General features: G+C 64.3%; 12 protein-coding genes. 4 read left to right on the forward strand and 8 right to left on the reverse strand.

The genetic code is table 11. The annotated features are described in order from the left end of the window. The first annotated feature begins 53 nt into the window (after window positions 1-53). Window positions 54-1055: an LLM class flavin-dependent oxidoreductase gene (locus NKH04_RS09990; protein WP_352539939.1), complete on the forward strand. Its 1002-nt coding sequence runs from the start codon at window positions 54-56 to the stop codon at window positions 1053-1055. Between the two features lie 156 nt (window positions 1056-1211). On the opposite strand, the gene NKH04_RS09995 is transcribed toward NKH04_RS09990, so the two are convergent. Both NKH04_RS09995 and NKH04_RS10000 read right to left on the reverse strand, forming a co-directional pair. Further along, a complete protein-coding gene (locus NKH04_RS09995) occupies window positions 1212-1835 on the reverse strand; it encodes a L,D-transpeptidase (protein WP_352472366.1) in 624 nt (207 codons plus the stop codon). Window positions 1836-2089: 254 nt separating this feature from the next. After that, window positions 2090-3109 carry a LacI family DNA-binding transcriptional regulator gene (locus NKH04_RS10000; RefSeq protein ID WP_254815864.1) on the reverse strand — a complete coding sequence of 340 codons (1020 nt, stop codon included), beginning with the start codon at window positions 3107-3109 and terminating at the stop codon, window positions 2090-2092. A gap of 217 nt (window positions 3110-3326) precedes the next feature. On the opposite strand from NKH04_RS10000, the gene NKH04_RS10005 reads away from it, so the two are divergent. From NKH04_RS10005 to NKH04_RS10015, 3 genes are read left to right on the forward strand one after another with little or no spacing between them, the layout of a single operon-like run. After that, window positions 3327-4910: a sugar ABC transporter ATP-binding protein gene (locus tag NKH04_RS10005; RefSeq protein ID WP_352472367.1), complete on the forward strand. Its 1584-nt coding sequence runs from the start codon at window positions 3327-3329 to the stop codon at window positions 4908-4910. Beyond that, window positions 4907-6220, forward strand: a complete 1314-nt coding sequence (locus tag NKH04_RS10010) for an ABC transporter permease (RefSeq protein ID WP_352455946.1) — start codon at window positions 4907-4909, stop codon at window positions 6218-6220. Before NKH04_RS10005 ends, NKH04_RS10010 begins: the two co-directional genes overlap by 4 nt. Continuing rightward, on the forward strand, window positions 6217-7182 hold the full coding sequence (locus NKH04_RS10015) for a substrate-binding domain-containing protein (RefSeq protein ID WP_254815861.1): 966 nt from the start codon (window positions 6217-6219) through the stop codon (window positions 7180-7182). Before NKH04_RS10010 ends, NKH04_RS10015 begins: the two co-directional genes overlap by 4 nt. Before the next feature lie 68 nt (window positions 7183-7250). Here the strand turns inward: NKH04_RS10015 and NKH04_RS10020 are convergent, their stop codons facing one another. From NKH04_RS10020 to NKH04_RS10045, 6 genes are read right to left on the reverse strand one after another with little or no spacing between them, the layout of a single operon-like run. Then, on the reverse strand, window positions 7251-7712 hold the full coding sequence (locus NKH04_RS10020; protein WP_352472397.1) for a MarR family winged helix-turn-helix transcriptional regulator: 462 nt from the start codon (window positions 7710-7712) through the stop codon (window positions 7251-7253). After that, entirely contained in the window at window positions 7709-8293 is a 585-nt protein-coding gene (locus NKH04_RS10025) for an amino acid synthesis family protein (protein WP_352568537.1), read from the reverse strand. Before NKH04_RS10025 ends, NKH04_RS10020 begins: the two co-directional genes overlap by 4 nt. Continuing rightward, window positions 8286-9161, reverse strand: coding sequence for a UPF0280 family protein (locus tag NKH04_RS10030; protein WP_353044294.1), 876 nt, complete (start codon window positions 9159-9161; stop codon window positions 8286-8288). Before NKH04_RS10030 ends, NKH04_RS10025 begins: the two co-directional genes overlap by 8 nt. Continuing rightward, window positions 9158-10702, reverse strand: coding sequence for a 6-hydroxynicotinate reductase (locus tag NKH04_RS10035; protein ID WP_352919981.1), 1545 nt, complete (start codon window positions 10700-10702; stop codon window positions 9158-9160). The genes NKH04_RS10030 and NKH04_RS10035 overlap by 4 nt, the downstream gene beginning before the upstream one ends. Next, a complete protein-coding gene (locus tag NKH04_RS10040) occupies window positions 10699-13452 on the reverse strand; it encodes a molybdopterin-dependent oxidoreductase (protein WP_352919984.1) in 2754 nt (917 codons plus the stop codon). Before NKH04_RS10040 ends, NKH04_RS10035 begins: the two co-directional genes overlap by 4 nt. Beyond that, window positions 13452-14312: an FAD binding domain-containing protein gene (locus tag NKH04_RS10045; protein WP_352539932.1), complete on the reverse strand. Its 861-nt coding sequence runs from the start codon at window positions 14310-14312 to the stop codon at window positions 13452-13454. Before NKH04_RS10045 ends, NKH04_RS10040 begins: the two co-directional genes overlap by 1 nt. Window positions 14313-14575 lie beyond the last annotated feature (263 nt).

Genomic DNA, 14575 nt, shown 5'->3' on the forward strand with positions numbered 1-14575 from the left:
CCGCCTCGGCAACGGCTTCCTACATCCCTTCGGCCCACAGGAAACCCGCGCCGATGACCGTTCTTTCCGTTCTCGACCTGTCGCCGATCGTCGAAGGCAGCAACGCTTCACAGTCACTCGCCAATTCGCTCGATCTCGCCCGTCATGCCGAGCGGCTGGGTTACCGGCGCTATTGGCTGGCAGAGCACCACAATATGCCGGGCATCGCCAGCGCCGCCACCTCGGTGGTCATTGCCCATGTGGCCGGCGGTACCAATACGATACGCGTCGGCGCCGGCGGCATCATGCTGCCCAATCATTCGCCGCTGGTCATCGCCGAACAGTTCGGTACGCTTAACGCTCTGCATCCTGGCCGCATCGATCTCGGCCTCGGGCGGGCGCCCGGCACCGACATGGCCACAGCACGGGCGCTGCGCCGTAACCTCGACGCTGGCGCCGACAATTTCCCGCAGGACGTCGTCGAGCTGATGGGTTACTTGCAGCCGGCCGAAGACGGCCAACGCATCCGCGCGGTGCCCGGCGAAGGCGAAAAGGTGCCGATCTGGATTCTCGGTTCCAGCCTCTACGGCGCGCAGCTTGCCGCCATGCTCGGCCTGCCCTACGCCTTCGCTTCGCATTTTGCGCCGGCCGAGCTCGACCATGCACTGGAGATCTACCGCTCGCGTTTCCAGCCTTCGGAGCAGCTCGACAAGCCTTATGTGATGCTCGGCCTCAACGTCTTCGCCGCTCCTTCCGATGCCCAGGCGCGGTTGTTGTTCACCTCGCTGCAGCAGGCCTTCGTCAATCTGCGCACCGGCCGGCCCGGCCGATTGCCGCCGCCGGTCGAAGGATATGAGCGCGACCTCGATCCAATGGCCAAGACCATGCTCGGCCAAGCGCTTTCCTGCGCCGTCGTCGGCTCCCCGGAAACGGTCAGGCAAGGCATCGAGGCGTTTGTGCGCCGCACAGGGGCCGACGAGTTGATGGTCACGGCGCAGATTTTCGACCATGCGGCGCGGGTGCGCTCGTTCGAGATCCTGGCCGACGCTCACAAATCGCTGTCGGAAGCTGCCTGAGAGTTGGTTCGCCACTTGCCACTGTTGCGGGCAAGGCCGGCCTTAGGCAGGGAACATCGCGAACAGGTGTGCGAAGACATAGCGAACATTTCGCGCGTTTTACGCGGAGCTTTTCGATCCGTCATGCTCGTCCGTTAGCGGGAAACGCGGCGTCCACTAAATGACGATCACCTTGGTGCCGATTGTGGCGCGGTCATAGAGATCGATGATGTCCTGGTTCATGAGGCGAATGCAGCCCGCCGACACAGCTTTGCCGATGGACCACCATTCAGGGCTACCGTGCAGGCGATATCCAGTGTCACCTTTCTCGTTAAAAAGATAGAGCGCCCGCGCCCCGAGCGGGTTCATGAGTCCGCCCTCCATATGGGCCGGTATGATGCGGCCTCGCTTCTGCTCGCGCACGATCATCGCAGACGGCGCGCTCCAATCCGGCCATTCGCGCTTCCTCGCAACGTGAGCAGTGCCATGCCACTCGAAGCCCGCCTTGCCGACGCCGATGCCGTAGCGCAGTGCCTGACCGTCTCCCAGCACGTAGTAGAGGAACTTCGCTCCTGTATCGACAATGATGGTGCCCGGCGCCTCATCAGTCGCATAAGGCACTGTCTGCCGATGGAACTTTTGGTCAACCTTGTAGATCGGAACCGGCGGAACGCGAAAACCGGCGTCGGTGAGGCCGCCATAGGCCTGGGGAAAGGTCTGTAATGCTCCGCCGGTGGTGCAGCCGGAGAATGCGACCATCCCAGCAAGTCCCAGCCCGATTAGGATCGATTTCACGCGCATGACTCAAGCCGGCGCCCGTGTGAACGATCAGTCGCATCTCGTCATATTCCTAAACCGACATGCTTCGATTGCCAAGATTTTCCTGACTGTCGGCTGGCTGATTGTTGGCCACTTGGCTCGATCGGCGCCGCGTCTTTCAATTGCTCGGTTTTCGAAAGACGAACGCCCGTAGTGGCTGCGAAGGCGCGGGATCGGCAGGACAGAGGGAGCGCTGTCCGTCCGGCATTGCAAAGTTTCTGAACAGAGCCCAAGCGCTACGCGCTGACGCTCTGCGCAGTTGCACCTAGCGGACGGCATGAATTGCGGATCATCAAGCGTCCCTTGAGCGTCAGCTTGCGCGGCGGCGCATCCCTGTTTCCGGCGAGCCGGTCGAGCAGCAGATTGGCCGCCTGTTCGCCGATCGCCTGCACGGGCTGTGCGACCGTGGTCAATTGCGGCCGGAACACATCCGACCACGGAAAATCGTCGAAGCAAGCGACGGAAATATCCTCCGGACAGGACAGGCCGATATCGCGAATGGCCTTCATGGTGCCGATCACCATCGGGTTGTTGGCCGAAAAGATGGCGCTCGGCCGGTCGTGCAGCGAAAGCAGCTGCATGGTGGCGTTGTAGCCATCGACTTCGTGGAAGTTGCCGAAGCGGACGAGCTCGGGTTCGGCCGGCAGGCCGGCGGCCTGGAGGGCCTCGCGGTATCCCGCCATGCGGTCATGCATCGGCGAGATATCGAACGAGCCGGAGATGTAGCCGATGCGCCGATGGCCGAGATCGATCAGATAAGTGATGGCGTCGAACACCGCGCGCTGATTGTCGAGAACGACGGCATCGGTGTCGACACCCTGGCAAACACGGTCGAGCAGCACGACCGGCACATTGGCGTCGTCGACAATCCGTTTGAGGATCGCGCCGTCACCGACACGCGCGACGATCAGTCCGTCGACCATGCGGTCGAGCAGCAGCCTGATCTGGTCGTCCTGCGTGTTCAGGTGCTCGTCGGTGCAGCACAGCATGACGGCGTAGCCGGCCCTGTCGAAAGCCTGCTGGATGACCGAAACCACGTCGGTAAAGAACGGATTGGTGATGTGTGGGACGGTGAGCCCGATGGTGCGTGTGGTGCCCATCTTCAGGCTGCGGGCAATGGCGTTGCGCTTGTAGCCGATGTCGCGGATCGCCTGTTCGATGCGCTGGCTGAGCTCGGGGCTGACGGTCGCGGTGCCATTGATCAGCGCCGATACGGTGGCCACGGAAACACGCGCGGCCTCGGCCACATGAAGCATAGTCGGGGCAGTGAATTTGCGCTGCTTTTTTCGTCCTGACGCTGTCATTTTCGAAACGTTTCACCACTCCACGGTAGCAATACGTACGGAATCTTATGATTTTGCGCAAGAATTGAAATGGAACAATCTCAGGCTCCAGATATTGCCTTGACATGATCGAAACGTTTAGATTAGCGTTTGAGGTGTTCGGTGACGACGGAGGGAGGCCGTCCTTATCATGCAGCACGGCAATTCCATCCCTGCGCAAGGCGTTGTGGCGGACGGCTCGGCGATCGTGCTGAGCGCCGAGCACATCTCCAAGTCCTTCGGCGGTATCGCCGCGCTTGTCGATGTCGGCTTCGAACTGCGGCGCGGCGAGGTCCATGCGCTGATGGGCGAGAACGGCGCCGGCAAGTCGACGCTGATGAAGATCCTGTCCGGCGTCTATACGGACTATAACGGAACGGTCAGTATCGATGGCCATCCGGTGCGCTTTGCCGGCGTCCGCGAAGCCGAGCGCGCCGGCATCGCCATCATCCACCAGGAGCTGAACCTCGTTCCCGAACTTAGCGTCGCCGACAATATCTTTCTCGGCCGCGAGAAGCTGATCGCCGGGCTGATCGTCGACCGCAAGGCGAGCAGCCGCGCTGCCGGCGCGCTCTTGCAAAGGCTCGGCATCGAGCTCGACCCGGATGCGCGCGTCGGTGCCTTGCGCGTCGGCGAACAGCAGCTGGTCGAGATCGCCAAGGCGCTGTCGATGTCGGCGCGCATTCTGATCATGGACGAGCCGACCTCGGCGCTTTCGCCGGCCGAATGCCAGCGGCTGTTCCGCATCATCCGCCAGCTCGCCGACAGCGGCGTGGCGATCGTCTACATTTCGCACCGCATCGACGAGGTCATGCATCTGGCCAGCCGCGTCACCGTGTTTCGCGATGGACGCCACGTCCTGACGCGGGTGATGGACAAGCTCGACGAAGACGCCATAATTTCGGCGATGGTCGGGCGAAACCTGCTTGCTTCCTCCCAGGAGCACCGCATCCCCGGTGGCAACACGGTCCTGTCCGTAAGCGAGCTGTCGTTGTCGAAGCCCAATCGCCATGGTTGGCGCACCGTGCTCGACGGCGTCAGCTTCGATCTTGCCGCAGGAGAAATCCTCGGTATCGGCGGGCTGCTGGGCTCGGGCCGTACCGAAATCCTGGAAACCATCTTCGGGTCCAGCGGCGGACGTGCCGGCGGTGAGATCAGGCTCGATGGCGAGGCAGTAGAAATCCGTTCGCCGCGCGATGCGCGCCGGCTCGGCATCGCCCTGGTCACGGAAGACCGCAAGACGCAAGGCCTGCATCTCGAGGCCTCGATCACCGACAATGTCGCGCTGCCGCTGGTCGGCGCGCTGGCGCGGTTCGGCGTGCGCTCGCTGGCCGGTGAGCAAGGGCTGGCACGGGACGCCGTCAAGGCGCTCGGCATTCGCTGCGAGACCGTCGAGCAGCCGGCCGGCACGCTGTCCGGCGGCAACCAGCAGAAGGTCGTCATCGGCAAATGGCTAGCGACGAGGCCGCGGGTGCTGCTGCTCGACGAGCCGACACGCGGCATCGATGTCGGTGCCAAGCGGGAAATCTACGATCTCATCTTCAAGCTGGCGCGAGACGGGCTGGCGATCGCCGTCATCAGCTCGGAATTGCCGGAGCTGCTGCATCTTTCCGACCGTATCCTGGTCATGGCCGACGGCCGCCAGACGGGAATCCTGTCCCGCGCGCAAGCCAGCGAGGAGGCCATCATGCGGCTTGCGGCGCCGCGACGGACGATGACGAGGCCTGCCGCATGAGCATTTTGCATATCCTGTCCCGGACGAAGCTCTATTGGGGCCTGATCGCCATCTTCCTGATCGGCGTGCTCGGCTCGCCGATCAGCTCCAAGGGCAACAACATCTTCCTGTCCTACGGCAACCTGCTCGATGTGCTGCGCCAGGTGTCGACCACCGGGCTGATTGCCACCGGCATGACTGCGGTGATCATCACCGGCGGTATCGACCTTTCCGTCGGCTCGCTGATGGCTATCTGCACGGTCGTCTGTGCCATGCTGCTGACGGTCCCCGGCGTGACGCCGGCGGTGGTGCTGGGGGTGCCGACAGTTGCCCTGGCAGCCCTTTGCCTCGGCATTCTCGTCACTCGTTTCATCCTGCTGAACATCGAAAAATCCCGCGCCGGCGCGCAGGCCACGCACGACATCAGGTTGGACAGCGTTCGCGGGCTGGTGACGCCCGGCATTGTCGGGGTGATCCTGTGCAGTCTGGTGCTGTGGTTCCTGCTGCCGCAGGTGGGCTCAAAATTCGGCGTGCTCGGCGTGCTGCTGGTGGCGCCTTGCGTCGGCCTGCTGTTCGGCGCGCTCAACGGCTTCATCATCGTCGCCGGGCGGCTGCAGCCCTTCATCGTGACGCTGGCGATGATGGTCACTGCGCTCGGCATCGCCCGGCTGACAGCCGGCCAGAACAATGCGGTGCTGCCGGTCTACACCGGCTCGAATGCCACCGCCGATTTCGAAATGCTGCGCTCGCTGGTATTCGGCGTGATCCCGATGCCGGGCCTGTTCTTCCTCGGCGCCATCCTGATCTACGGCGCCGTGCTGCGCTTCACGCCGTTTGGCCGCTATGTCTATGCGATCGGCGGCAATGAGGAGGCGGCGCGACTGTCGGGCATCGCCGCCGGCCGCGTCAAGATTGCCACCTATGCCGTGTCAGGGCTGCTGGCCGGCATCGCGGCGGTGCTCTATGTCGCGCAATACCGGCAAGGCAAGCCTGATGCCGGCGCCGGGCTGGAGCTCGACGCGATCGCCGCCGTGGTCATCGGCGGCACCAGCCTGATGGGCGGACGCGGCAGCCTCACCGGGACGTTCTGCGGCGTGCTGATCTTCGGGCTGCTCTCCAACATCCTGCAGCTGCACAACATCAATTCGAACCTTCAGCTGGTGCTGAAGGGGATGATCATCATCGGTACCGTGCTCGTACAGGAGCGCAATGCCGGTGATCTTCTCTTCTATCTGCGACTGCCCGGCGGGCAAGCGCACAAGGAAACGGCCGCGGCAAAGCGGCCGTCGCAAGAGACCGCGTCTCTGAATATTGGAGGAAACAAGAAATGAAACGACGTGAATTGTTGAAGCTCGCCGGGCTGACAGCGGCACTCCTGACCACGACCGCCATGCTTGCCGGCGGCGCCCATGCGCAGGACAAGAAGTGGAAGATCGGCTTCTCGCAGGTGACGACCATCGAACCCTGGCGCGCCCAGTTCAACAAGGACATCCTGGCCGAAGCGGCCAAGCATCCGGAAGTCGAGCTGATCATCACCGACGGCGAGGACAAGACCGAGAAGCAGGTCGCCGATGTCGAAAACCTTATCCGTCAGGAGGTCGATGCGCTCTTGGTATCACCGAAAGAATCCGCCGGCCTGACCGGTGTCGTGCAGCAGGCGATCGATGCCAAGATCCCGGTCTTCGTGCTCGACCGCAACGTCGAAACCAACGACTACACGCAGTTCGTCGGCGGCGACAACAAGCTGATCGGCCGGGCTGCCGGTGAATATGCCGTCGAGCTGCTTGGCGGCAAGGGCAAGGCCGCCGGCAACGTCGTCGAGATCTGGGGCGGCATGGGCACCCAGCCGGCACACGACCGCCATGACGGCTTCCATGAATTCACCGACAAGGAGCCGGGCATAAAATACCTGCTCGACCAGCAGTCGGGCGACTGGAAGCAGGACCAGGCCTACAACATCATGGCGACGGCGTTGCGCAACAACGAGAAAATCGATCTTGTCTACGGCCACAATGATCCGATGGCCTATGGCGCCTATCTTGCCGCCAAGGACGTCGGACGTGAGAAGGACATCAAGTTCATCGGCATCGACGGCCTGCCCAATGAAGGCGTGCAGCTGGTCGCCAATGGCGAGCTGACGGCGACGTTCACTTATGTGACGCCGGGCGCCGAAGGGCTGCGGCAGGCGATCAAGTTCCTGAACGGGGAGAAGGTGGAAAAGACCATCACCCTGCCGACGCAGAAGATCACCAAGGAAAATGCCGCCCAGATCCTGAAGGACAACGGCCTCTGAGACGAGGCTTTCCTGCCGGGCGTTCAGCGCCCGGCAGGAACAACAACCAAACGCCGGCAGGCAGCGGATTAAGCCAGCTTGGCCAGCAGCTTCATGAAAATGGCCGCTTCCTTGGCGGAAAGCGGCGCCAGCGTTTCCTGCGTAATCTCACGGGCAAGCGGGATCAGCCGCTCGATCGCGTCGCGCCCCTCGGCGGTCAGATTGACCAGCAGGCGCCGTTTGTCGACTTCGTGTTTGCTAAGTTCGACAAAGCCACGCGCTTTCAGCCGGTCGATGACGCCCTTCACAGTCGCCGCATCCATGGCGATCAGGCTGCCAAGCTGGTTCTGCGAGGTCTCGCCGACGTCGCGCAATTTGGCCAAAGCGGCAAATTGCGGCGGCGTCAGATCGGCGATGTGTGCGGCGAAGATCGAGACATGGCGCTGATGCGCCTTGCGCAGGATGAAGCCGACCTGCTCCTGCAAGCGATAGTCGTTTTCGTCAGGCTCCTCGGCCTCGACCAGCTTGAGCCGATTGTCCTCGGCGCTCACCGTAGCCCATCCCATGCCTTAATGTCCTTGGCCGCCAGCCCACCCATGCGGTCGTGCACGCGCGGGCCGCAGGTCATGGCGAGGCAAAACAGGATCTCGTCGGGACGGGGGCCATCGCTGATGCCGATTTCCATGGCATCGAAATGGCTGCGCACATAGGCGGCGTTGATGTGGCCGAGCGGCACATCGAGCCGCGCGCCGAAGCCGCCGACCTTCTTTGCCGAGGGCACGATCGCCTTGGCGTCGCCGAGCCGTTCGCGCATGGCATAGCCGCCCGGCACATGCCACAGCGCGCCATGCTCCAGCTCGCCCGCCATGCCGACGATGGCGCCCTTGCCGTAACCGTCGATCTGTTTGACGTCGCCGCCCAATGCGGCAACAAGCCTGTCGGAGAGCAACAGCCCGAGCGGCTTCAAATCCTCCATGGCGCTCTGCAGTTCCTCGACGTAACGGCCGGCGAACGGGTTCTTGACCACGGCCATGGCCGCCGCGCGGCGCCGCGGCACCTTCGCCACCGGCCCGCCCTCGTGAAATATCTCTTCGGTCAGCACGGCGATCTTGCGGATCGGAAACTCAGGCATGAGCAATTTCCCTCTCTAAAACCTTATTGGCGAGCGCCATCGGACCTGCGATGCGTGCCTGACCGCCGAGGAAAAGCGCCGCGGCGGCAATCAGGCCGCGCCGCCGAAACTCCTCGGCAACGGCAAATCCGCCTTCCAGCGCGATAGCGATTTCAGCGGCGGAAAGCAGCCCCACGCCCTGCGTCACCAAACGGCAGCCGAGGTCGCTGTCAGGTGCGAGATCGCGCGCCCGTACGCGCCTAACGGCCGGATGACCGGGCAAGTCGACGGCGTTGGCGATCAACGTCGCGGCGGCATCGGCTTCAGCACCCGTTCGCGCCAGCACCGTGACCGCGTCGGCGATGCCCAGCGAAAAGGAGCGGCCGCGCCAGCCGCTTGTCGCGACACCGCGGATCCCGTCTTCGGGGCGGATCGTGAGACGATCTGCCAACCCATGACCTGTCCCGGCAATGGCAAGCATCATCGACTGCCCGTGGCCGAGATAGATCGCGCTGTCGCCGCCATTATTGACATAGGCGCGCTCGAGCCGGCGGCCGGCAAGCAGCGCGCCAAGCACTTCGTCGGCTACCGAGCCGGCGACGGCCGCCATCGGCGTGATGAATTGTTTCGCTAGCGGAACGACCGCCGCTTCCATGCCGCGCGCCGTCGGGCCAGCGAAAGCACGTGGCCGCGAGGCGGCCGGGCGCCGCAGTTCGTGCAACTCTTCGACCAGTTCAACCAGGATTGTCTGGAAGCGCGCCACTGCCTGGCGATATGCGGCGCTGCATTCACTCGCCTCGCCGAATGCCTCGACGATCAGATCGATCGGCCCATGATTGAGGTGAAGCCTCCGGCCGTCCTCGAGCCAATGCGCCTGCGGGCCGTTCATCGCCCGGCCCCGTTTGCGGCCGCGCGACGCAACTGCGCCAGCGGCGGCCAGGGATTGTCCCGGGGTGCGGCCGTGCCGCGGCGCGGATTGAGATATTCGCCGCCCTTGGCCAGGATATCGTCGACGCTGCGGATTTCGGCTTCGTAGCCGCCAAGTCTGACATAATCGTCGCGGCGCATGGTGAACTCGATCGGCGCCACCAGCGCCGGCGTCGGCACATAGCCGAAGGCGCCTTCCGGGACGCGGGTGACGTCGACCATCAGCGTGATGCCGCCGCCCGGCCAGACATAGACCGGCGCGCCGCCGACCGTCACGTAGGTCGTCAAGCCCTGCACCGAGCGGGTCAGATTGACCGGGTTCTCGGTGACGCCGGCGCGCAGCGAGCCGCCGGCGCCGCCGACGAAAAGCACGGTGCAGAGCGCCGGCTCGCAATTGTCCTCGATCAGTTCGACCGACTTCCGCAGCCGCTCCGGGAACGGTTTCTGGACCGGCTTCAATTCGTCGTCGAGCTCATAATAGGCGAATTGCTCACCGGTGGTCGAGACCATCAGCAGCGACATGCCGGGGCGCGCACCCTTTTTGGCGTTCCATTCACCAAGGATCGACAGCGGGTCGGAAATGCTGGTGCCGCCCCAGCCGAGGCCGGGCTCCGACACCTTGAAATAACGGCCCGGCGTCGAACGGCGGCCGATGATCTTGATGCCGGTATCCCGCCAGCCAAGCACCTTGCCGGCCTGATGCTCGGAGACGACGCCGGTGATGTGGTCATCGACCACCACCACCTCGTCGACAAGGCCGCGCCATTGGGTCGCGAACATGCCTATGGTAGCCGAACCGCAGCCGACGCGCATGCGCTGCTCGAGCTTGCCGTCGATGACCGGCGGCTTGCCGGCTTCGACGATGACGGTGGCGCCGCCGTCGATGACGAGTTCAACCGGTTTGCGGTTGCACAGGGCGAGCATGGCGTCGCAGGTGGCGCGCCCTTCAGCCTTCGAGCCGCCGGTCAGATGATGTACGCCGCCCAGCGACAGCATCTGCGAGCCGTATTCGCCGGTCGTGACATGGCCGATCGCCTCGCCTTGGGCACGGACCGTAGCCGTTTCGGGGCCGATATGACGGTCGGTGTCGATCTTCACCTTGACGCCGCAATAGGAGAAGATGCCCTCGGTGACGACGGTGACCAGATCGACGCCCTCGACCTCCTGGCTGACGATGAAGGGCGCCGGCTTGTAATCGGGATAGGTGGTGCCGGCGCCGATGGCGGTGACGAAGCGGCGGCCGGTGTTGACCAGTTCGCCGTCCCATGCCTCGCCTTCTTCGGCAAAGGGTACGATTGCGGCGCCGGTCTCGGCCGCGTGGTCGAGGATGGTCAGTGGATCCATCCGCACGATCCTGCCGCCAACATTGCCGTAGCGATCGCAGGCGCCGGTGCGGCCATCGGCGATGTAGCACATGACTGGACAGGCATCGCAGCGGATCTTCTCGGCCACCAGCTTCTCGCCGGGATCGTGGGTCTCGAAGCGTTCGGCAAGCTCGCTCATCGGCGCGCCTCCTTGTCGAGGATGGCGGCGCGGATGCGGGTCGGCGTCGCCGGAATTTTGGTGACCAGCACACCGGTGGCGTGGCGGATGGCGTTGAGGATCGCCGGCGCCGTCGGGATCAGCACATGCTCGCCCAAACCCTTGGCGCCGAAGGGTCCTTCCGGATCCGGAACTTCTATCAGGATGGTCTCGATCGGTGGCACGTCGCCGATCGTCGGGATCAGATAGTCGTGCAGGTTTTCGGTGCGCCCGGGGATGAATTCCTCCATCAGCGCCATGCCGATGCCCTGGGCGATGCCACCCTCGATCTGGCCCTCTGCCAGTAAAGGGTTGATGGCCTTGCCGACATCGTGAGCGGCGGTGATTTTTATAAGCTTCACGGTGCCGAGCCTGAGGTCGACCTCCAGTTCGGCGATCTGCGCGCCATAGCCATAGACGGCATAAGGCTTGCCCTGGCCCTTGGCATCGAGCGGCAGCGTCGGCGGGTCGTAGCTTTCCTCGGCGCGAAAGACAAAGCCTTCGGGGTCTGCCTTCAGCGAGGAAAGATCGACGCGGCGGGTCGCTTCGCCTTCCCTGATGCTCAGGCTTGTGCCGTCCAGCGCAATCGCCGCCTTTTCCGAGACATTGGCGAAACGCAAGATCTCCTCGCGCAAGGCGCGGCCGGCCTTTTCGGCGGCCTTGCCGGTGACGAAGGTCTGGCGCGAGGCCGAGGTCTTGCCGGCGTCGGGGGTGATCGCCGTGTCGGCGCCTTTCAGCATGAATTTTTCGAGCGGAAGACCCAACGCATCGGCGCAGATCTGCGCGATGACAGTGTTCGAGCCTTGCCCGATATCGACCGCACCCTGATGCAGGACGACTGCGCCCGATGCCGAGATGCCGACCTTGATGGTCGACGGATTGGGCAGCGAGGTGTTGCCGCAGCCGTACCAGCAAGAAGCGATGCCGACGCCGCGTTTTTTGATGCTGCTACCGGCATTGAACGCTTCGGCATCGCGAACGGCACGCTGCCAATGTGAACGGAGGGCCTCGAGGCAGTCGGCGATGCCGACGCCCGACTCGAGCCGCTGGCCGGTGACTGTTTCGGATCCGTTCCGAAGGCAGTTCTTCAGGCGAAAGGCGAGCCGATCCATGCCGAGCTTGTCGGCTAGGTCGTCATAGAGGGTCTCCTGCATGATCGTCGCCTGCGGCACGCCGAAACCGCGAAAGGCGCCGGCAATCGGGCCGTTGGTGTGGATGGCGCGGCCTTCGGCGCGATAGTTCGGCGTCGCATAGGGGCCGGAGGCGTGCACCGGCACGCGGTTGGCGACCGTCGGCCCCCAGCTGGCATAGGCGCCGGTGTTGAAATCGCCGGCGAAGACCATGCCGGTGACACGGCCGTCGGCATCGGCGCCGATGCTCGCTCTCATCAGAGCCGGATGGCGCTTGGTGGTCGAGATCATCGATTCGGTGCGGCTGTAGGCGAGCGCCGCCGGCCGGCCGGTTTTCATGGCGACGAGGCCGATGAGCGGTTGCAGCGAGACGTCGAGCTTGGAGCCGAAGCCGCCGCCGGTGGCGGTCGGCACGATGCGCACCTGTTCCGGGGCAAGGCCGAGCACTTTTGCCGTGTCGTCGCGGTCCATATAGGGCGCCTGCGTGCAGGCGACGACGACCAGCGTGTCGCCGTCCATGAAGGCATAGCCGGCTTCCGGTTCAATATAGGCGTGCTCGACATAGGAAGTGTCGATGGCGCCGGAAACGACGAAAGCCGCACCGGCGAGCGCGGCTTCGGGGTCGCCACGCTCGACGAAGCCGGAGGTGAGCAGGTTCGAGGGCCGGTTTTCATGGACCAGTTGCGCACCGCCGGCCTGCGCTTCGCCAGTTTCCAGAAAATGCGGCAACTCGGTCCAACTGACAGGAAAATCGGCAAGGTCGAGATCGAGGATAGCCTCGCGTTCGCCGGCAACCAGCGCCACCGCCTCACCGCGAAAGCGCGAAACCCCTTCGGCCAGCGCCGGCTGGTCGGCGAAGGGCGCGATGACGCCGAAACAATTCTTTCCCGGAATGTCGGCGGCGGTGAAGACGCCGGCAATGCCGGGACGGGATTTCACCCAACTGCCGAGGTCGCCAAAAGTGAAAGCGGCACGATAATGCGGCGAGCGGACCACCAGCACCGACAACGCGTCGGCCGGGAATGAATCACCGCCGAATTTTTCGTCGCCGGTGACTTTCGGCAGGCCATCTACGCGGATCGGGGAGGAGCCGACGGCATGGCCAGAGGATGGCATGCGCGGATCGAGGCCGTCGGCGTGGCGCCAAGCGTCCATCACCGCGGTGACGATCTTGCGGTAGCCGGTACAGCGGCAGAGCACGCCGCCCAGTGCATCCTGCGTTTCGGCCTCGCTCGGGCAAGGCGTCCTGTCCAGGAGTGCCGTTGCCGCGACCAGCAGGCCGGGCGTGCAGGCGCCGCATTGCGCTGCGCCATGGCTGAGGAACGAAGCCTGCAGCGCCGACAACCGGCCATTGGCGAGGCCTTCGACTGTCGTCACCACGGTGCCGGAGGCGGAAGCCGCGGGCATCAAGCAGGCGCAGACCGGCTCGCCGTCGACCAGCACCGTGCAGGCGCCGCAATCGCCGGCATCACAGCCGATCTTGGTGCCGGTCAGCCGCAACTCGTCGCGCAGCACCGCGGACAGCCGCCGCACCGGCGGCACACAAACGCTGACGGCGGCGCCGTTGACTTCGAAGGCGATGTCGGCGCGCTCCATGCCCATCAGGCCGCCGCCCTTTCGTCGGGAACAGCGCCCATCGCACCAAGCACGGCGCGGGCGACGATCTCGCGCGCAGCGTCCAGCCGATATTCGGCGCTGCCGCGCACGTCGCCGATCGGCGACAGCTCGTCCATCGGTGCGGATTGGATCGCAGTGGCCAGCGCGTGGCCGACGGGCCGGCCGCGTAGCGCCGCCTCGACACCCGCCAGGCGCCTGGCGACAACCGAGCAGGAACCGACGGCGACGGCCGCGTTCCTGACCATACCATCTTCGACGGCCAGGCGTGCGGCGGCCATGGCGATGGAGATGACGAGATAACGCCGCGCGCCGAGTTTCACGAAGGCGGAGCTGCCGGCGGTCGCGGGTTTGGGAATGCGGATTGCCGTGACCATTTCGCCGGGCTGCAGTGCGGTGCGACGGTTGCCGAGGATGAATTCTGCAAGGGGCAGATGCCGGGTCGCCACAGCGGAACGCAGTTCGACTTCGGCATCGAGCACCAGCAGCGCCGGCACGCCGTCGGCGGCCGGCGAGGCGTTGCAGAGATTGCCGGCAATCGAGGCAACGTTCTGGATCTGCACCGAGCCGACTTCCCGCGCCGCCTGCTTCAGCGCGTCGAAAGCCGCCGGCAGAGGATGGCGGACGAGATCGGTCCAGGTGGTGCGCGCGCCGACGAGCCAATGGTTTTCGGCTTCGGCAATGCCGCGCAATGCCACCAGGCCATTGATATCGAGGACATTGTCGCGGAAAGGCTTGCTGCCCTGTGCCGGATAGAAGTCGGTGCCGCCGGCGAGGATGCGCCATTGCCCTTCGCCCAGCAAAGCGAGGGCGTCGTCGACCGTGGTGGGTTTTGCGTAACGGATCACGCTTTGCCTTCCCAGAATGGGCTTCCCGAGAGGGGATCCTGCCGAAAGATTTTCCCGAGCATTCAAGGCAGGAAATTCATTCGTATGCAAATGATATCAAGCCGGCAGGAATTGTCAAAGCCAGAGTTTGCACGGCTGTTGGCCCCGGTGCACCCGGAACGCATTTGTTATGCCATGAGAGGTTGACGCAGCCGGCCATCTGGTCAAGTTTCTGCGTCCGGTCGCGTTTTCATTGGAGCCTAAGCTCAAGACCAAGAAAATAA

This window comes from Mesorhizobium sp. M1365 (genome assembly GCF_040317865.1).
Lineage (GTDB): Bacteria > Pseudomonadota > Alphaproteobacteria > Rhizobiales > Rhizobiaceae > Mesorhizobium.